The 18,248-nt window shown below is 62.3% G+C and carries 15 protein-coding genes and 2 tRNA genes; 7 read left to right on the top strand and 10 right to left on the bottom strand.

Features of this window, described 5'->3' with window-relative positions:
• Positions 1-39: 39 nt before the first annotated feature.
• Entirely contained in the window at positions 40-831 is a 792-nt protein-coding gene (xth, locus tag IHE39_RS05635) for an exodeoxyribonuclease III (RefSeq protein WP_184769075.1), read from the top strand.
• A 120-nt stretch (positions 832-951) separates the two neighbouring features.
• Here xth and IHE39_RS05630 read toward each other — a convergent pair whose 3' ends face one another.
• The 9 genes from IHE39_RS05630 to IHE39_RS05590 form a co-directional block, all read right to left on the bottom strand.
• Complete coding sequence (locus IHE39_RS05630; RefSeq protein WP_192565777.1) at positions 952-1,770, bottom strand: tetratricopeptide repeat protein; 819 nt, start codon at positions 1,768-1,770, stop codon at positions 952-954.
• A complete protein-coding gene (locus IHE39_RS05625; protein WP_192565776.1) occupies positions 1,757-2,230 on the bottom strand; it encodes a hypothetical protein in 474 nt (157 codons plus the stop codon). The genes IHE39_RS05630 and IHE39_RS05625 overlap by 14 nt, the downstream gene beginning before the upstream one ends.
• 249 nt (positions 2,231-2,479) lie before the next feature.
• Positions 2,480-3,622 carry an outer membrane protein transport protein gene (locus tag IHE39_RS05620; RefSeq protein ID WP_192565775.1) on the bottom strand — a complete coding sequence of 381 codons (1,143 nt, stop codon included), beginning with the start codon at positions 3,620-3,622 and terminating at the stop codon, positions 2,480-2,482.
• 366 nt (positions 3,623-3,988) lie between these two features.
• Positions 3,989-6,772 (bottom strand): valine--tRNA ligase, encoded by a 2,784-nt coding sequence (locus tag IHE39_RS05615; protein ID WP_192565774.1) that lies wholly within the window; start codon positions 6,770-6,772, stop codon positions 3,989-3,991.
• 140 nt (positions 6,773-6,912) lie between these two features.
• Complete coding sequence (locus IHE39_RS05610; protein ID WP_192565773.1) at positions 6,913-7,677, bottom strand: DUF2497 domain-containing protein; 765 nt, start codon at positions 7,675-7,677, stop codon at positions 6,913-6,915.
• A 229-nt stretch (positions 7,678-7,906) separates the two neighbouring features.
• Positions 7,907-9,286, bottom strand: coding sequence for a TolC family outer membrane protein (locus IHE39_RS05605; protein WP_192565772.1), 1,380 nt, complete (start codon positions 9,284-9,286; stop codon positions 7,907-7,909).
• A gap of 167 nt (positions 9,287-9,453) precedes the next feature.
• A complete protein-coding gene (locus tag IHE39_RS05600) occupies positions 9,454-10,128 on the bottom strand; it encodes a protein-L-isoaspartate O-methyltransferase family protein (protein ID WP_192566061.1) in 675 nt (224 codons plus the stop codon).
• 84 nt (positions 10,129-10,212) lie between these two features.
• Positions 10,213-10,286 (bottom strand) — tRNA-Cys (locus IHE39_RS05595).
• A gap of 279 nt (positions 10,287-10,565) precedes the next feature.
• Positions 10,566-10,829: a hypothetical protein gene (locus IHE39_RS05590; protein ID WP_184769068.1), complete on the bottom strand. Its 264-nt coding sequence runs from the start codon at positions 10,827-10,829 to the stop codon at positions 10,566-10,568.
• 202 nt (positions 10,830-11,031) lie between these two features.
• On the opposite strand from IHE39_RS05590, the gene IHE39_RS05585 reads away from it, so the two are divergent.
• Both IHE39_RS05585 and IHE39_RS05580 read left to right on the top strand, forming a co-directional pair.
• A tRNA-Asn gene (locus IHE39_RS05585) sits at positions 11,032-11,106 on the top strand.
• Between the two features lie 321 nt (positions 11,107-11,427).
• Complete coding sequence (locus IHE39_RS05580) at positions 11,428-11,922, top strand: hypothetical protein (protein WP_184769067.1); 495 nt, start codon at positions 11,428-11,430, stop codon at positions 11,920-11,922.
• On the opposite strand, the gene IHE39_RS05575 is transcribed toward IHE39_RS05580, so the two are convergent.
• The gene (locus tag IHE39_RS05575) at positions 11,857-12,789 is read right to left on the bottom strand and encodes a glutaminase (protein ID WP_184769066.1); all 933 of its coding nucleotides are present in this window, start codon (positions 12,787-12,789) and stop codon (positions 11,857-11,859) included. The two genes, IHE39_RS05580 and IHE39_RS05575, sit on opposite strands and share 66 nt — an antisense overlap.
• A 275-nt stretch (positions 12,790-13,064) precedes the next feature.
• Here IHE39_RS05575 and IHE39_RS05570 point away from each other — a divergent pair, with 275 nt between their 5' ends.
• The 4 genes from IHE39_RS05570 to IHE39_RS05555 all read left to right on the top strand — a co-directional run bounded on the left by IHE39_RS05570 (position 13,065) and on the right by IHE39_RS05555 (position 18,131).
• Positions 13,065-13,256, top strand: coding sequence for a hypothetical protein (locus IHE39_RS05570; RefSeq protein WP_184769065.1), 192 nt, complete (start codon positions 13,065-13,067; stop codon positions 13,254-13,256).
• A gap of 386 nt (positions 13,257-13,642) precedes the next feature.
• Positions 13,643-15,430, top strand: coding sequence for an AfsR/SARP family transcriptional regulator (locus tag IHE39_RS05565; RefSeq protein ID WP_192565771.1), 1,788 nt, complete (start codon positions 13,643-13,645; stop codon positions 15,428-15,430).
• A gap of 48 nt (positions 15,431-15,478) precedes the next feature.
• The gene (locus IHE39_RS05560; RefSeq protein WP_434781282.1) at positions 15,479-16,444 is read left to right on the top strand and encodes a phosphatase PAP2 family protein; all 966 of its coding nucleotides are present in this window, start codon (positions 15,479-15,481) and stop codon (positions 16,442-16,444) included.
• Positions 16,445-16,454: 10 nt separating this feature from the next.
• On the top strand, positions 16,455-18,131 hold the full coding sequence (locus IHE39_RS05555) for a S8 family serine peptidase (protein WP_192565769.1): 1,677 nt from the start codon (positions 16,455-16,457) through the stop codon (positions 18,129-18,131).
• Positions 18,132-18,248: the final 117 nt, after the last annotated feature.

The raw sequence follows: 18,248 nt of genomic DNA, 5'->3' as shown, positions 1-18,248 counted from the left end.
AGGCTATCAAGAATTATTTGAAATCATCGCGTGAAATTCATGAAGATCGTGACCTGGAACATCAATGGTGTCCGCGCCCGCATCGAAAACCTGGTGCATTGGCTTAGGGAAAGCGCCCCGGACATCGTCTGCCTGCAGGAAATCAAGACGGTCGACGAAGGCTTTCCGCGTTTCGAGATCGAAGCGCTCGGCTACAATGTCGAAACCCACGGCCAAAAGGGCTTCAACGGCGTCGCCATCCTGTCCAAGCTGCGCTTCGACGAGGTCAATCGCGGCCTGCCGGGCGATGCCGCCGACGAGCAGGCGCGCTTCATCGAAGGCGTGTTCTCGACCGACAACGGCGTGTTGCGCGTCGTGTCGCTCTACCTGCCCAACGGTAATCCCGTCGGCACCGAAAAATTCCCCTACAAGCTGTCATGGATGGCGCGGCTTGAGCGCTGGGCGGCGGAGCGTCTGGCGCTGGAAGAGGCGCTGGTGCTCGCGGGCGACTACAACGTCATCCCTGAAGCCATCGACGCCCGCAACATCGAGATGTGGCTGGGCGACGCGCTGTACCAGCCAGAGACGCGCCAGGCGTTCCGCCGGCTGGTGAACCTCGGCTTCACCGAGGCCGTACGTTCGGTGACCGACCAGCGTGACGTCTACACCTTTTGGGATTACCAGGCCGGCGCCTGGCAGAAGAACAACGGCATCCGCATCGATCACCTGCTGTTGTCGCCCGAAGCCGCGAACCGCTTTGCTTCGGCGACAATCGAAAAACACGTGCGCGCCTGGGAAAAGCCGTCGGACCACGTGCCGGTGGCTATCGACCTCAACCTTCAGGCGGCATGAGGCACTGCCAGAGCTTCGGCTCTGGCGCGCTTACAACATCATCTTCAGGAAATTAACGGGCGGCGCCCATGGCGGTCTCGCAGACGGGCGCATGCATTCCAGCCGCAGCAATCGCGCCGCCTACTGGTTGCCCTTGGTCAGGATGTCTTCGGCGAGCGAGATCGCGGTGCGGCGATCGGATTCGTCGGCAAGGGCAAACGCCTCTTCCTGCATGCCGCGGATCCAGGGCTGGTCGGAAGGTTGGGCGCGCTCGAGCGCTGCCGTCATCATGGCGAGGCCACGTACCACCTTGCCGCTCTCAAACAGCAAGTTGCCAAGCGTCGCCTGCGCGCCTGCATGGCCCTTTTCAGCCGCAAGCTGCAGCCAACGGCCGGCCTGCTTGACCGAAGCCTTCACGCCACCGTCCCCCTTGAGGAACATCTTGCCCATCTCGTACTGGGCGTTGGCATTGCGGTAATTGGCGGCCGCGCGCATGTAATATTCCTGCGCGGCGACCGGGTTGGCCGACACCGGGCTGCCGGGAATGCCATGTTTCATATAGCCGCCGAGCGCCACCAGCGCGTCGGAGACATAGCTCTCCTCGGGCGAGCCGGGCTCGACGTCCTGTTCGGCAATCTCGGTGAAGAACTTGAACGCCTCATAGTCGTTCTGGGCAACGCCGTCGCCTTCGGCATACATGCGCGCGAGCTTCCAGGTGGCACCGATCTGGCCGTTTTCGGCAGCGTAGCGATAGGCTTCGACGGCCTGGTCCTTGTGACCGCTCTTGTAGGCGGAAAAGCCGAACTGGAACACCGCCCAAGGGCTTGATTCCGGCTTCACGCCAGTCTTGTCGTCGAACACCTTGTCGTCGAACGCCAGCGCTTCGCCGGCGGCGCCCAACAGGGAGGCCGCGACAAGCGCCGAAAAGGCTGATGCTCTTACCAACTCAGATATGCGCATAGCAGTTCGTTTCTCTCGCCCACCTCGGTGGGTGACCGTGCCCTCGCCATGCGGCTCGGGCACAATTCCACATCGCGCCCGACTGATCAGCCGGACCCGGATTCCATTCTTTCGCCCTCTCCACGCTTTCGCAGTCGAACCGCGCCAGATCAGCCTCTGCGGCCATCGGCGCCAAGTCCACGACATCGATCACATCAAGATGCGCGTTGTTTTCGACCAAACTACGGCCAAGGCCCTGCAAGAAATCGTGATCGGCGGCCAACTGCGCGGACGTCGCCCGGGAGTGTGTGATGGCGCCAATACTTCCGCCGGCGAAGCGAACACTCAGAGCATGGCAGGAAAAGCGGCGTCCAATGGCCGATGCGGCCGTCTTTCGACGGCTGGGCAGCTTGGCCATGAAGGTCGCCTTGGCGTTCATTTCTGTTCCTGCCGCAACATCGCGGCCTTGCTGTTGGTTCATTGCCAGCCTGCCGCAACCGGGCGCTGGTCCGAAGACCCATTCGAGGTGCGCCGGGTTTATGGCGGGAAATTGGCAATGTCCCCGTCATGTTCATTAGCCGATAGCTTGATTAAAAAGTGTTGCCGATTCGTCACAACTGTTGCCGACTTGCCGCGCCATGGTTTCCAAAAGGCAAACGAGCAGTCCAGCAGCCCAGGCACAAAAAAGCCGGGCACGAGGCCCGGCTTGTTCTGGATCAGGTTGTGGAGGTTACCACTTCACGCTGTAGCCAGCGGAGACTGCGACGGACCAGTCGTTGCCGACGGCACGATTGAAGCCATTGCGCGGATCGGGACTGTTGGGAACGAAAGCATCATTGTACTGAGTTTCCTCTACAGCGGTTAGGTAGCTAAGCCCAACGCCCGCGCGGAGTTCGCCGCCAATCTTGTCCTTCATCGAAACGCCAGCGCCGACCGTATAGGTGTCGCTCTGGAGATCCCAACCGGTACCGACGCCACGATCCCAGGTCGCAAAGACGGTGCCGGAAATCGCATCGGTAAAAGCGTGGCCAATACCACCCGTGACCGTCCAGCCGTCCTGCCAATTGTAGGTATTAACTCGAGTGGTGGGAGCGGGATTGAACTTGTTTAGAACAAGCAAGAGCCGCTCGTTCACCGACCAGTCTGTCCACTTCACGCTACCGTATGCGAGCCAACCTGGAGCGATGCCGGACTGAACCTTCAACTCAACGCTCTGGGGAAGCTCCGCAAAGCCCTGCGCAACTGGTACTCCGTTGGTAGTACCCTCTGCTGCCACATCGGTACCGGAGCGGTACATCAACTGAGCGCGCAGTGCGATTTCCGGAATTTCGTATGCAAGTCCAGCACGCCAACCGATATCGTTGTCCTTCAGTTTAACTGAAACGGTACCGCTACCGCCAAGCAGAGTGTAGTCGACGTTTTCGACAAAAAGCCCGCCGAGGAACGATAGGCTTCCCTTGCCCAGGTCATACTTGAAGGCGCAGGTGGCGCCGTATTCCGTGACCGTAAAATCTTCTTCGAGCTTCGCCAGCGTTCCATTGCCCGGGGCACGATAGGTGACGCCACCGCCATAAGGCTGGCTCACTGTTCCCGCGCAGGAAAGCTGGTCGAAAAACTTGAACTTCACCGCAGCCGAAGGGACGACATAGGTGTCCGCAAAGTTGTAACCCGTCCCATCCGGATAAGGATTGACAGTGAATTCGCGGTTCGGCTTGACCACGACAACGCTGGTCCGCAGGTTAAAATTGCCCTGCTCAAACAGGATATCCGTATCGGCCGTGCCGCGCGAAAAGCCGCCGGCCTGAGCTGCGCCTGCCGCAACGATCGTCAGCGCCGTTGCCCCCAGCAGCGCTTTGAGACGCGAAATGTTCATGGTTGTCCTCTCCCGAATGCCTCGTGATGAGAATTGAACGAATTCATCCTGCTCACGCAACATTGATTTTTTGCAAACAATAGCCGCCCTGCGGCGGCAGCGTGGCAGGGCCATCGCCTTCCGCTTACGCAAACGTCAATTTCAGCCAAATCCGCGCCGATCGATCCTGAATTTCCAAGGAAATCCGGATCCCCAATGCAAAAACAGCCCGAAATCGGGCTGTTTTGGAGGCTTGTTACATTATGGCAACAATCGGGCGCAAAATAGTTACATTGGCCACAATTTACGCAGCGACATGCCATTTCTGGCAGCACAAGCAAAACCTGCCGCGACGTCATCGCGCGGCAGGTTTTGAGCTTCGAATCGTCAGCCGGCGTCGCGCACGCGCGACAGCGCGGTGTCGAGTTTTTCCTGCGTCCGGCGGTAGTCCTCGAGCTTTTCGCGCTCGGCCGCAACAATCTCCTCGGGCGCCGAAGCCACGAACTTCTCGTTCGACAGCTTCTTGTGCAGCCGGGCGATCTCCTCGGTCGTCTTGGCGAGCTCCTTTTGCAGGCGCGCCGCTTCCGCGGACAGATCGATCAAGCTGCCGAGCGGCAGGCAGGCCGTGGCCTCGCCGGCAACGATCTGCGCAGCGCCTTTGGGTGCGGCCGCCTCATGGGTGATCTCGCCGACACGGGCCAGGCGCGCAATCGCCGAATTGTGACGCTTCAGACGCTCCAGCGTCTCGTCGTTGGCGCCGACGAAGACCAGCGGCGCGATCGCTGCCGGCGGCACGTTCATCTCCGAGCGCACCGAGCGAATGCCTGAGACCAAGTCGACCAGCCAGTTGATCTCGGCAGCCGCATCCACGTCCTCGAAATCAGGCGCCGGCCAGGCGGCATGGCACAGAAGCGACGTGCGCTCCTTGCCCTCGCCCGCTGTGTGCGCCCACAGCTCCTCGGTCATGAACGGCATCATCGGATGCAGCAGCTTGTAGATCTCGTCGAGCACGAAGGCCGCGACCGCCTGGCTTTCCGTCTTGGCAGCCTCGTCGTCGCCCATGAAGATCGGCTTGAGCAGTTCGAGGTACCAGTCGCAGAAGGTGTTCCAGACGAAGCGATAGGCAGCGCCCGCCGCTTCGTTGAAGCGGTAGGTGGTGATCGCCGCCGTCACCTCACGCGTCGCGCGGGTCAGTTCGGTCAGGATCCAGCGGTTGACCGTCAGCTTGGCATCGTTGAGCCAGAACGCGTCATTGCGCGCAACACCGTTCATCTCGGCAAAGCGCGTGGCATTCCACAGCTTGGTGCCGAAATTGCGGTAGCCAGCGATGCGCGCCGGATCGAGCTTCACGTCGCGCCCCTGCGCTGCCATGATCGCCAGCGTGAAACGCAGCGCGTCGGCGCCATACTCGTCGATCAGTTCGAGCGGGTCGATGACGTTGCCCTTGGACTTCGACATCTTCTGGCCGTTCTTGTCGCGAACCAGCGCATGGACGTAGACCGTGTGGAACGGCTCTTCTTCCATGAAATGCAGGCCCATCATCATCATGCGGGCAACCCAGAAGAAGATGATGTCGAAACCGGTCACCAGCACGTCGGTCTGGTAATAGGTGTCGAGCTCCGGCGTCTTGTCGGGCCAGCCGAGCGTCGAGAACGGCCACAGCGCCGACGAGAACCAGGTGTCGAGCACATCCTCGTCGCGGGTCAGGATCTTGCCAGGCTCGAAATTCTCGAGGCGCTCCTCGACCCATGCCTTCCACGGGCCTTCAAGGGCCAGGTAGTGCTGCACGGCCGCATCGAGCGCTTCTTCTTCGCTGCGTTCGACAAAGACCTGGCCGTCGGGGCCATACCAGGCCGGGATCTGGTGACCCCACCACAGCTGGCGCGACACGCACCAGGGCTGGATGTTCTCCATCCAGTCGAAGTAGGTCTTCTCCCAGTTCTTGGGCACGAAGTTGGTGCGCCCCTCGCGCACCGAGCGCAGCGCGGGCTTGGCCATTTCGGCCGCGTTGACATACCACTGGTCGGTCAGGAAGGGTTCGATCGGCACGCCGCCGCGGTCGCCATGCGGCACCATGTGCTTGTGCGGCTCGATCTTGTCGAGGAAACCGCCCTCTTCCATGATCTGGACGACGAGCTTGCGCGCAGCGAACCGGTCGAGGCCATGCAACTGTGCCCACACGCCATCGCGCATTTCGGTACGTTCGACGCCTTCCAGGAACTCGTCGTTGTCGACGATGTTGATGTTGGCTTCGATGGTCAGGATGTTGATCTGCGGCAGGTTGTGGCGCTTGCCGACCTCGAAGTCGTTGAAGTCGTGCGCCGGCGTGATCTTGACCGCGCCCGAACCCTTTTCCGGATCGGAATATTCATCGGCGACGATGGGGATCTTGCGCCCGACGATCGGCAGGATGACGTTCTTACCGACGAGTGCTGCATAACGCTCGTCTTCGGGATGGACGGCAACGGCGGTATCGCCGAGCATCGTCTCGGGCCGCGTGGTCGCAACCGTGATGTAGGTAGCAGGGTTCTCCGGATCGTAGACCTCGCCTTCGACCGGGTAGCGGAAGTGCCAGAGATTGCCGTTGATCTCGTGCTGCTCGACCTCGAGGTCCGAGATCGCGGTCAGGAGCTTCGGATCCCAGTTCACAAGGCGCTTGTCCTTGTAGATCAGGCCCTGCTTGTGCAGCGTCACGAACACCTCGACGACGGCCTTGGACAGGCCCTCGTCCATGGTGAAGCGCTCGCGCGACCAGTCGCAGGACGCCCCCAGCCGCTTCAGCTGGTTGAAGATCATGCCGCCGGACTCGTCCTTCCACTCCCAGACCTTGTCGACGAACTGCTCGCGCGTCAGGTCGCGACGATGGATCTGCTTTTCCATCAGCTTGCGCTCGACGACCATCTGAGTGGCGATACCGGCATGGTCCATGCCCGGCTGCCACAGCACGTTCTTGCCGCGCATGCGTTCGAAGCGAACGAGGATGTCCTGCAACGTGTTGTTCAGCGCATGGCCCATATGCAGCGAACCGGTGACGTTGGGCGGCGGGATGACGATGGTGAACGGTTCGGCACCCTCGGGAGCGCCAGCGCCCGCCTTGAAGGCATCGGCATCTTCCCAGGCCTTGGCAATTTTGGGTTCGACGGTCTTGGCGTCGTAGGTCTTCTCAAGCATCGGAATTGGTTCCGTTTTGGTCCGGATTTGTTGGTCCGGTGTAAATCGGATGGGTGCGGCCAAGTCAACAGCGCGGCCAGCCGCAGCCGGAAACGAAAACGCCGCCCGAAGGCGGCGCTTTCATGTCGGCAGAGCCGAAATCACTGCGCGCCGCGCGCCACGCGTTCAATCTCTTCGCGTACCAGCCGTTCGACCAGCGTCGGCAGGTTGTTGTCGAGCCAGTCCTGCAGCATCGGCCGCAGCATCTCGGTGGCGATGTCGTCGAACGACTTGCGGCTGCGCGCCGCATAAGCGTCGTTGAGCTCGCCAAAGGCCGCTGAAACCTGGCGGCCGGCCTGCTCCGAAATGATCGCCGACTTGGGCGCCAGCGTCTCTTCGACGACAACGGGTTCCGCAGCGGGTGCCGCAACTTGTGGCTCGACCTTTTCGGCCTCGCGCACTGGGCCGGCCAGGCGCTCCATCTGCTCCACCGCAATGGTCGACTGCGGCGCCCAGCTTGCCGCCGAGGCGCGCTGTGCTGCCGGCGCTTCGACAACAGGTGCCGGTGCTGGCGTCTCGGCAACGGGCGCCCGCAAAGGCATTGCCGCGACGGACGACGCCTTCGGCTCCGCCGACGGCCAACGCGCGGAGGCAGGCTCGTCACGTCGGACGGTTTCGAGCTTGGCAGTTGCGGGCGTCACTTCGAGCGGCTTAGCTTCAGCGGGCTTCGGTGCCTGGAACTCGGCCCGGAATGCTTCGACTTCGATGATGTTGCGTTCACTGCGGTCGTCTTCAGGTTCCGGCCGCATCTGCTCGAAGTCGACGGCCGGACGGCGTCCGGTGTCGTTGTCTTCGATGATCCTGCGGATGGAAGCGAGTATCTCTTCCATCGAGGGTTCGCGCTGAGCGCTGCTAGCCTGGGCCATCGTCACATCCGCCGCCTTTGTGACAGGATACAAATGAGCCCGCCAAAACGGGCTTCGAATCAGAGCCCAAGCGTAGCTGACTGATTCCCCTTAGAGAATCCCCAATCGGGCACCCCCGGCGATTTCAACAGAATACAGTGTTCCGGCGACTTCTACTTGGTCGGCAAAACGAAAACGGGCGCCAGCTCCATCGGAGCAGGCACCCGCCTGATTCAGTAGCCGCTGAAGCTCAGCGGCCGTCCGGGGTCCGGAGACCGATCCACTTGTCCTTGACGGCGTTGTAGTGCTCTTCCGGCTTGTACTTGGTGACCTGCAGGTTGAGCCGCTCGACCGAGAGATAGCCGGCAGCCGACAGGATTGCGTAGCTCGCCACCACGACATCGCGCTCGGCGGTCGCCAGGTTGATCTGGGCGTCGATGACGTCGCGCTGCGAATTGAGCACGTCGAGTGTCGTGCGCTGACCGACATTGCGCTCCTCGATGACGCCGTTGAGCGCCAGCTGGGCTGCCGAAATCACTTCGCGGTTCGCCGCCACCGCTTCACGTGCTGCGGTGTACTGCGTCCAGGCGGAGGTTACCGCCTGGCGGACCAGGTCACGATTGACGTCGATTTCGATGCGGGCCTGGCCAAGCGACTCCTTGGACTGGCGCACTGTCGCCGACGCACGGCCGCCCTGATAGATCGGCACTACAAGCGTGGCGCCGATGTTGGCCGAAGTCGTCCAGCCGTCCGGCGAAGTGATGCTGTTGGGCGAATTGTCGCGATGCGTCTGGGAAATCCCCGCCGATGCCGACACCTGCGGCAGCAGTGCGCCCTCGGCCGATTTCACCGAAAAGCCCGCAGCGTCGGCCAGATGCTCGGTGGCCTGGATCGCCGGATGCTGTTCAGCCGCCAGGGCGGCCGCACTATCGAGGCTCTTGGGCAGAAGCTTGGCGAGCGGCGCTGCTCCCTTCAGGTTCTTCGGCTCCTCGCCGACGAGCTTGCGATAAGTGGCAGCGCTGGACAGAGCCGCAGCGCGGGCCGCGGCCAGTTGCGCCAGTGCCGCCGAACGCGAGGCATCGGCCTGCGCCACGTCAGTACGGGTGCCCTCACCCACGTCGAAGCGCGAGCGCGCAGCGCGAACCTGCTCGCCAAGGAACTGCAGATTGCGTTCCCGCAGCGCGGCGATCTGGCGGTCGCGGATCACGTCCATATAGGCGCTGGCCGCATCGAACAGGATGTTCTGCTCGGTGTTGCGCAGGCTCTGGTTCTGGGCGCGTACACGCGCTTCGGCAGCAGCGACATTGTTCTTGGTCTGGAAACCGTCGAACAACGACTGCTTGATCTCGATGCCGAACGAGCCGGTCGTCAGATGGCTCGTGGAGTCCCGCCGCGTCGTCGAATAGTCGATACTGGCAGAGCCATTGATCGTCGGGCGCCAGCCCGACTTGGCGATCGCCACGCCTTCATCGGTGACGCGCACACCCGCGCGGGCCGAATTGAGAGTGGAATTGTTCTGATAGGCCTTTGCCAAAGCTCCGAGGATCGTTTCCGCGGAGGCCGACAGCGGCGAAAGCGCCGTCGCGGAGACCAAGGCTACGGCAAACACACTTTTACGGAAAAACGACACGCGCGTCCCTCATTCATTCTGCGGCGAGCTGCCTGATGACAGCTATAGATGCCCCTCGCCGAAACCGACAACAAGCGACTATTCCAGACTCGAAAAGTCCAGAATCAATCACCCCCGTCCGCTCCTTAGATCATCACGACGCATTGCCCGCCGCAAGAAAAAGGAAGTCAGAACTCAAATTCGTGTGTGCGATTGAAGCCCGGTAGTGGCTTTACTGCCGCATTGAAAGCACGGCGCGCCGTTACTACGGAGCCCGCATTGAGAAAGACGCTGGCGACACCGGCATTGCCGCGCCCTTCGACGACGACCAGCCGGCCGCCTTCCTTGAGCTGGCCAAGCAGCGCCTCGGGTACCTGCTCGACGCTGCCGCCGACGAAGATGACATCGTAAGGCCCCTGCGAAGGATAACCAGCGGCGAGCGCGGAGGAAACCACCACGACATTGTCATAGCCAAGCGACGAAAGTGTCGAGCTTGCCTTTGCGGCAAGCGTTGTGTCGCTTTCGAGAGCGATCACCGAGCTTGCGAGGCGCGACAGCACCGCCGAGGAATAGCCCGTGCCGCAGCCGACATCGAGAACGAAATCGCCAGGCAGGATTTCGGCCAGCTGCGCCAGCTTGGCGAAGGGCGACGGCTCCATCAGATAACGCGGCTGATCGGCATCGGCCGTTACGCCATAGCGCAGGTCCTCATCGATGTAAGCGAGCTCACGCTGGCCATTATCGACGAATTCCTCGCGCGGCACCGACAACATGGCGGAGAGGATGGCAGCATCGGTCACATCAGTGGTGCGGACCTGGCCGTCCACCATCTTCACGCGACGTTCGGAAAAATCAGCGTTCATGTTCAACCGGGCCCGCCTTCGGCGCGTGATGCGCAAAATATGACTGTACCCGAATGGGTCCCCGGCGGCGGTTGCCGAGGAAGCTGGAGGCCTCGCCCGGAATCGAACCGGGGTGCAAGGATTTGCAGTCCTCTGCGTAACCACTCCGCCACGAGGCCTCGCCGCTTCGGGCGTCTACACGGCTCCAATAGGTTGCCAGGATTCCGCCGTCAAGCGGGGAAGAATCTTTCCCGGGGGTTTTGGTGAAGGCTGCGCCGCAGGATTCGATGAAACAGTGCCCACCGTGCGAATTCCTGGTGAGCGAGCCAACGTCCCCTGCACCAACATCCCCGGTACCAAAGCCCTGGGATACCCCGACCGGCCTGCCCTGCCCGAATCCCTTGGCGCGGGTTCCGGCGCCCCACGACCGACGGCGAATCCGTGCGGTTCGTCTGACGTTAGCTGGCGGGGCGCTTGCGCCGCTCCCACCAGATGATCAGCCTGCGGCGCACACGGCGCACGACATGGAATTCGTGCGACAAAACCAGAAGCCCGAGCGGAATCATCCAGAAGCCAAGCACCGGCAGGAAGCCCAGAAGGCCGAAGAAACAGAGCGCGACGCCGATGCCGATACGCACCCCGCGCGAGCGCGGCATGGCGAATTCGCGACCGAAGATGGAAATCTTGCGTTTGGGTGGCTGCTGGGGTCTGGGGCTTGTCATTATCCCTGCATATGTCCGGTGAAACCTGTGCGCCCGAATGCCGCGCCAAGCCGGCAAAAAGGCTTGGCAAAGCGGACATATGAGGCTGTCCCGGTGTGATTACCAGAAAGCTGCCTGGGAAAAACTCGCAAAAAGTTCGATTAGCGCTTTGCAAATCGGATTACCGTTGCTATACGCCGCCTCGTTCACACCAGAGCGCTGTTCCCCGGTAGCTCAGTGGTAGAGCAACCGGCTGTTAACCGGTTGGTCGCTGGTTCGAATCCGGCCCGGGGAGCCACTTCATTCTCAAAATGCATTGAAAGCTCAATAACTGTCTCGCCACGGCGAGGTCGCGGCTGCGGTACGCATCGCAGCGCAAATCCTTCCTGCATTCTCACACCTCATCCCTGGCGCGGATCGCGTGCATTTCGGCTGCTGCAGCGCCCATCAGTATTGATCGGTCTTACACACCATTGCGACTCAGGCTGTTCGCCCGCTAGGCTCTGCTCGCGGGAGTGTCGCCACAAGGCCCTGGAAGCCCTGCCCGTTCCTGCTGGCTATGCAAACGTCGAGCAGGGTCCCGTCGAGGTCGACGGCGAAAGTGCCCCTGCTCGTTCGCATGGAGCGCACCGACAAGCGCAATGCAGGCTTGGGCGGCGAGCTTATCAGTGCTGTATCGCCCCTTCCGGCAAGCTCAAGGGATTCGTCAGGATGGATCTCACCCTGCGCGGCGGCACCCTGCCCAGCCAGGACGAGGCGCGACATCGCGATGCGCTTCCAGTCGAATCATGCCGCCGACCTTCTGCCGCGCCACGAGATCAGTTCCATCGCGCCGCATGACGAGATGATCCGCGCCAATGGCGAAAGCACCACGCTGATCGGCATGAAGGTGAAATTGCGGAATCTCGCCGACGGCCGATGGTCATGGGTGATCGTCGGCGCGGACCGCGAGGTTATGGTGTTCGGGCGCGATATCGTCTGGGCCAACCTGAAAGGCCGCCGTCAGACCAAAAAAGTGGCTGCACGACAGCTGGCCGGCATGGACTGCTCAGCGCGAGGCGAAGATCGACCAGTTCATCCGCTTGGTCAGCCGTTCCAGCGCGATCGAGCCTAGCATCGAGTTGCCGCGCGCATTGAGCCCCGGTGACCAGACAGCGATCGACGCCACGCCGGGCACGATCGCCAATATGCCACCGCCGACCCCACTTTTGCCGGGAATGCCGACGCGGAAGGCGAATTCGCCCGAGCCGTCATAATGGCCGCAGGTCAGCATCAGCGCGTTGATACGGCGGGCGCGCTCGCTCGACACGATCGAATGGCCAGACGATTCGATGCGTCCAGCGTTGGCAAGGAATCGCCCGGCATTGGCCAACTGCAGGCAGCTCATGGCTACCGCACAGTGGTGGAAATAGACCCCCAGCGTCATCTCAGGGGCGTGGTTCAGGTTGCCAAAGCCTTTGAGGTAGTTCGCCAGCGCGAAATTGCGGAAGCCGGTGGCGCGCTCGGAATTAGCCACGTCGCGATCGATGATGACCGAGTCGTCGTCGGCCACGGTGCGCATGAAGCTCAGCACCTCGCCGATCGCCTCGCGCGGCTGATGTCCTGACAAAAGCACGTCGGAGACGACAATCGCGCCGGCATTGATGAAGGGATTGCGCGGAATGCCATGCTCGAGCTCGAGCTGGACGATGGAGTTGAAGGCCGTGCCCGACGGCTCGCGCCCGACGCGGTTCCACAGCTGATCGCCGACACGGCCGAGCGCCAGCGCCAGCGTGAATACCTTGGAGATGCTCTGGATCGAAAACGGCTCGTCGGCGTCACCGGCCGATGCCACCTCGCCGTCGTTTCCGACCACCGCAATGGCGAACTTGGCCGGATCGACCTTGCCGAGTTCGGGAATATAGGAGGCAACCGCGCCGCGCTCGGTCTGCGCCGCCATTTCGGCGACGATCTCGTTTAACGTATCCTGGAGGCTGGACATGGCACTTCCTGCAAGCTCTTCGTCCGGCTCGAACCGGAACGCCGTTCTACATCAAGTCGCGCGCGCCGCCACCCGTATCGCCCTTCATTGGCCCATCGGCAGAACCATCTGTTTACGGCACCGCTCGTGCCGCAGTCGCAACGGAATCGATAAAGATGTGCGCGAACTGAAACTTTTGTAGCCGCGATTCACGTATCCCTCACGTTGCGTCAACACGGGACTGTTACAAGCGACTTCTAATGTTCACTCAACCCACCAAACGGAGAAGTTGCGATATGCGATTTTCAGATGTGCGTGAGAGCCTGCGGAGCATCGGCGTGGTCATGAGCAAACGTGGGGAAACCATCCGCCTCAATTATTTCGGCGGCCTCGAAGATACAGCCAAATATGCAACCGATCTGCAGGAAGCACTGGCGCTCGGCAAAGAGCTCGCCGGCCCCCGCCGCCACAGTTCATCGGGACGCTGAATCATCACGAACTGGCGACGCGACCGGGGCATGGTCTGCTCATCGCGATCGCCAGGGCGATTGCCAAACCATTTGGCGTGTGAAGTAGGCCGCCCGATCAGATGACCCGTCAGAACGGCATTTCACGACTGTTTTGACGTTTCACTCACGCCGCAATCACCCCGCCTCCCTAACGTCCTACCGAAATCAGGCCGGAATCACCTCCGGCAAGAGTGGTGAGGAACGCTGGAATGCTGCAGGTCTTGCCCGGTGCCAAAAGCATACAAGCACGCGCACTTGCCGGAATGTCGTTGTATGATCCCGACGCAAGTTGCGAGGGCCGCGGGCGATTCGACCTGTGGTACCCTCTTTGGGGGCATGGACGACCTGCAGCGAAGGTCCGCACGATGGCTGGTGACGACGCCAGTACGCTTTGCAATATCTACCTGTTCGGGGCGCTGGCCGTCACCGATGCCGGCGGCGCTACGTGTACACCCAAGGCGCAGAAATCGCGCGCGCTTGTGGCGATGCTGGCGCTTGCGCCACGCGGCGCCCGCTCGCGCATCTGGCTTCGCGACAAGCTGTGGAGCGACCGTGGCGAAGAACAGGCCGCCGCGAGCCTGAGACAGGCGCTCGTCGACGTACGCAAGTCATTGGGCACGATCGCCGACAGCATCATCATTTCGGACAACCACACGATCTCGCTCGATCTCAACCGCGTGTCGGTCGATGCGCTGCAACTGCTCGACCCGTCGCGCCAGTCGGTGCCGAGCGAGGCCGAGCTCGAATCCTGGCCGGAGCTGCTCGAAGGCCTCGACATCGGCGACCCCGAGTTCGAGGAATGGCTGATGCTCGAGCGCCAGGTCTGGCAAGGCCGACTCGAAAGCGCGCTCGGACAGCGCGACGTCAGCCCCAAGGACAGACGCAGCAACGGCCTCATCCCGACACATGGCCAAAAGCCCGGCCCGGATTCCTCCGACGGCGGCAACCGCAAGTCCTTGCCATTGAACGGCGGCCGGACCGGCTGGTCGGTGGCGCTTCTGCCGCCGTCGATATCGGGTGACGCCTTCGAAGCGGAATCGTTGCCCGACATGTTTGCGGAGCTGCTTGTCCGCTCGCTGCTCGAAGGCGGCGAACTTGCCGTCTGCGATCTGTCGCGTCCGGATCTTTCCAAGACTCAGGAGCCGGATGCAGCATTCGAGTCGGTGGCGCTCGCAATGCAGGTCCGCTACCGCTTTTCGGCTCACCAGGCCTATATCAGCGTCAGCGTTCATCGCACCGCAGATCGCAGCCTGCTGTGGATGGGCGGTGCCACGCTCGAACGGCGCGCCGTCGAAGCGGGCGAAACATCCGCTGCCCATCAACTCATCAACGAAGCGATGGACGAGTTGCGCAAATACTTCATCGCGCGCTCCGAACAGACCGACGACGCCGTCGAGGCCGAGAGCCTCTATGCCGCCGTCAACGCCATGTTCCGGCTGTCGCGCAACGACCTCGTCATGTCTGAGGCGTCACTCCGGCGCATCATTGCCCAGCGGCCGTCATCGCAGGCCTATGCCTGGCTCGCCTTCCTGATGACCTTCCAGGTTGGCCAGCGTTTTTCCGACTCCGCCGTCGCCATCGAGCAGGCCCAGCATTATGCCCGCAAGGCGCTGGAGCTCGACTCCAGCAATTCGGTCACCCTGGCCCTGGTCGGCCATGTGCATTCGTTCCTGTTTGGCGAATACGACTACGCATCGGGGCTATTCGAGCGCGCCATCCGCGCCAACCCGACCCAGGTACTCGGCTGGGATCTCTACTCGATGCTGCATGCCTATGCCGGCCAGCCGGACAAGGGCCTCAGCCTTGCCAACTGGGCGCGCCATCTCGGCGCTTACAGCCCCTACCGCTACTATTTCGACACCTCGCGGCTGATCAATGCGACGCTCGCCGGCAATCACCGCGTCGCCGTCGAGGCGGGCGAACAGGCGCTGCGCGAGCGGCCCGACTTCAATTCGCTGCTGCGCTACCTCGTGGCGAGCCACGCCCAGCTCGGCGACGTCCGCGCGGCCCGCACGCTGCTTGACCGCCTCAACGTCGTCGAACCCAATTTCTCGATCAGTTCTCTGATCGACGCCCGTTACCCGATCATGCGCACCGAGGGCGGCGCCAATCTGATCTCCGGCCTGATCAAAGCCGGTGTCAAAAAAACATGACCGGCGCGCCGAGCACCGCAAAATTCGATCAAATCAATGGGGAATTCAGTGTCTGGCAACGACAGTATTGCGCCTGTTGAGGGCGGTTTTTCACACTTTCTCGATCAGTATCGTTTCAAGATCGCCGGCGACGACGTGCTGCCTTGCGCGGCCACGGATCGGCCTCCAATCGTGCTGGAAACGAAACTCGCATCCGGCGCCGAGGCGATGGTAATGGCGGCAGGCGTCGCCAGTGCCGTGATGAGCGCCGGCGTGCTGAACAAGGCCTCGCTCAACAAGAACAAGAACAAAAATAAGAACAAAAACAAGAACAAGGGCAGCGGCCTTCAAACAGGTTCGGGCAGCGGCTCACAAAGCAGCATGATCCCGGCCTTCGAGCTCAGGCGCCTGCACACTTCGCCCTCGCCGCATGCGTTCACGGCGGCGCGCAAATTCACCTGGGAACAACTCGACATTCTGCTGCCGCCCGGGCCCGACGTCACCCGGCTGGAAACGACGGTGCTGCTTTCACTCCAGTCGCGCGACCGCGAACGCTCACGCCGCAAGGAGGACATCGAGCGCGAAGCGAGCCTCGACGTCTCGGATTTCACCAAGCCGCTGGGCATCGACGGGATCAGCGGCTTCGACCAGACGGAAGGCCTGTTCCAGGCGATCCTGACGGCCTGCGAATATGTCGGGCTGATCTACAAGGCAAAGTTCAACCGCACCCGACCCAACCAGGTCGAGCCACGCCTGCGCCTGATGCTGCCCAATCCGGCGCACCAGGCCTATCCGAGCAACCACTCGTTCCAGTGTCATTCGATCGCGTTCGCCTTCAACGCCATCCTGCCCGAGCATTCGGCGACGGAAGAGCTGTCGCGCATTGCCCGCAAGGTGGCCGAAAACCGGGAATGGGCCGGTCTGCACTATCCGAGCGACACCAATGGCGGACGGGCGCTGGCGCAGCGCTTCCAGCCCTATCTCAGGGACGCTTTCATGGCGAATTATCTCGCGGCACAGCGCGAATGGATCTGAGGGGGCGATCATGGCAAACGGCAACCAGCAATTTTCCTTCCAGCCACCACAGTCCTATTACTACCTCTGGCACCTTACGGCCCTTGGCGTGATCGACGCCACCTTCGGGCCGCTGACACCGGGCGGCGAGACCGATCTTTCGTCACCCACCATCAACGGCACCGTCTGGGACACGATCACCGAGGCGTTCCCGGCAGCGACAACGCCCGCAACTGTCGCCTTGATCGACGTCGGCGTCAGTCGTAGCCATCCCAACCTCAAGAGCCGGCTCGACGCGGTGAAGTCCATCGACCTGGTGAGCCATCCCTATGGCGCCAAATACGTCGCGGCGCCTGCCGCGAGCCCCTACGACCCGGAGGTCAAGGCCGCCTTCTTCAGCGGACTGTCCACAGCAGGACTGGGCACGCTCAACCTGACCGGCCCCGAAACGGCCTATCTTGGCAGCCTGATTACAGAACTCGTGGCCTCCGAAGGCGTCCTGCACACGCTGATCGAGGGCGACGAGACCTTTGGCAGCCACGGCACGGCCGTCGCGGGCCTGGTCGTCGGAGAGCCTGCCGCAACCGTTGCGCCCAACCCTGCCATTGCCCTGCCCGACGTGCTGATCGCCGACGATGGCAGTGCCGTGCCAAACCCGAACCGCAACACGCTGCCCTATTTCGGCGTCGACCCGCTGTCGCGGCTGATCTCGATCAGGACCGGCTTCGAGCAGCAGCCAGACCAATTCATCGCGGCGTTCCTTTATGCCTTTGCCAATGGCGCCGACGTGATCCTGCTGCCACGCGGCATCCCGGATCCCGCGCGCAGCGTCCTCAACGCCAAGCCCGAATTGTCGCAAGACCTCGACGACCGGGCAAACTGGGAGCGTGCCGACCTCTTCGCCCGTCTCGAGGAGGCGACGCCGCCGGCAAGCGAGCTCAGGCCGCATGCGGTCGGCAAGACCGGCAATCGCGAAGTTGCCTGGAACATCCTGGCCAAGCTCATCGTCGCCATCAGCCGCAAAGTGCCGGTCGTCTGCGCGGCCGGCAACGACGGCGAAAGCCAGATGATTTACCCCGCCAGCCTTGCTGCCGCCAACAACGGTGTGATCGCGGTTGGAGCCGTTACGCCGAATGGCTACCGCTCGGGCTACAGCAACTACGGCGCCAAGCTGACGCTCGTGGCGCCTTCCGACGATTTCGAGATCTACACCCGCCACCAGTTGCGCGTCGACCGCACCGACCCGATGGTCGACCAGCACCACTACCATCCGGGCAAGGGCAAGGTGATCCCGCACAGCCATTTCTCGCTGCTGACCACCGACCTGCCCGGCACGTTCGGCTATGCCGGCGGCTCCGATCCCTACTCGTCGATCCTGCCGCCACTCGACAACCAGGGTATCGGCGGCGGCTACTACACCACCTTTGGCGGAACCTCCGGCGCGGCTGCTCTTGTAGCAGGCGTCGCCGCGCTGACAGCGCGTGCCCACAAGGCAAGACATGGCCCCATAGCCAAGCTCGACGGCATGGCGTCCAAGGCCAACCTCATCGCCGCCTGCGACCAGAACGCCGCGGTGAAGCCGGGGGCAACGCCGCTCACACCCGATCCGATGAACGCCGACAACGAACCGGCGAAGGGCAAGACGTATTATTTCGGCGCCGGCCTGCTCGATGCCGGCAAGGCGGTCGCAGCGGTGCTTGGTCCCTGACCGCTCCTTAGTACTCCTGTCGGAATGCGTTCTGTGGGGGTAACGGCATTCCGGCGCTCAGGCGGCAAAGCCCATCCTCCCCTTTGCCCCTGTCCGCCCCGTCGGTACGACCGACGG

The organism is Aminobacter carboxidus (assembly GCF_014863355.1).
GTDB lineage: Bacteria > Pseudomonadota > Alphaproteobacteria > Rhizobiales > Rhizobiaceae > Aminobacter > Aminobacter carboxidus.
Note: the sequence above shows the minus strand (reverse complement) of the source record. Positions and strands in the feature narration are given on the sequence as shown.

Bases quoted from the DNA above. Each gene is read 5' to 3' on its own strand.
- xth (WP_184769075.1), top strand. From the start codon at position 40: ATGAAGATCGTGACCTGGAACATCAATGGTGTCCGCGCCCGCATCGAA.
- IHE39_RS05630 (WP_192565777.1), bottom strand. From the start codon at position 1,770: ATGCGCATATCTGAGTTGGTAAGAGCATCAGCCTTTTCGGCGCTTGTC.
- IHE39_RS05625 (WP_192565776.1), bottom strand. From the start codon at position 2,230: ATGAACCAACAGCAAGGCCGCGATGTTGCGGCAGGAACAGAAATGAAC.
- IHE39_RS05620 (WP_192565775.1), bottom strand. From the start codon at position 3,622: ATGAACATTTCGCGTCTCAAAGCGCTGCTGGGGGCAACGGCGCTGACG.
- IHE39_RS05615 (WP_192565774.1), bottom strand. From the start codon at position 6,772: ATGCTTGAGAAGACCTACGACGCCAAGACCGTCGAACCCAAAATTGCC.
- IHE39_RS05610 (WP_192565773.1), bottom strand. From the start codon at position 7,677: ATGGCCCAGGCTAGCAGCGCTCAGCGCGAACCCTCGATGGAAGAGATA.
- IHE39_RS05600 (WP_192566061.1), bottom strand. From the start codon at position 10,128: ATGAACGCTGATTTTTCCGAACGTCGCGTGAAGATGGTGGACGGCCAG.
- IHE39_RS05590 (WP_184769068.1), bottom strand. From the start codon at position 10,829: ATGACAAGCCCCAGACCCCAGCAGCCACCCAAACGCAAGATTTCCATC.
- IHE39_RS05580 (WP_184769067.1), top strand. From the start codon at position 11,428: ATGGAGCGCACCGACAAGCGCAATGCAGGCTTGGGCGGCGAGCTTATC.
- IHE39_RS05575 (WP_184769066.1), bottom strand. From the start codon at position 12,789: ATGTCCAGCCTCCAGGATACGTTAAACGAGATCGTCGCCGAAATGGCG.
- IHE39_RS05570 (WP_184769065.1), top strand. From the start codon at position 13,065: ATGCGATTTTCAGATGTGCGTGAGAGCCTGCGGAGCATCGGCGTGGTC.
- IHE39_RS05565 (WP_192565771.1), top strand. From the start codon at position 13,643: ATGGCTGGTGACGACGCCAGTACGCTTTGCAATATCTACCTGTTCGGG.
- IHE39_RS05555 (WP_192565769.1), top strand. From the start codon at position 16,455: ATGGCAAACGGCAACCAGCAATTTTCCTTCCAGCCACCACAGTCCTAT.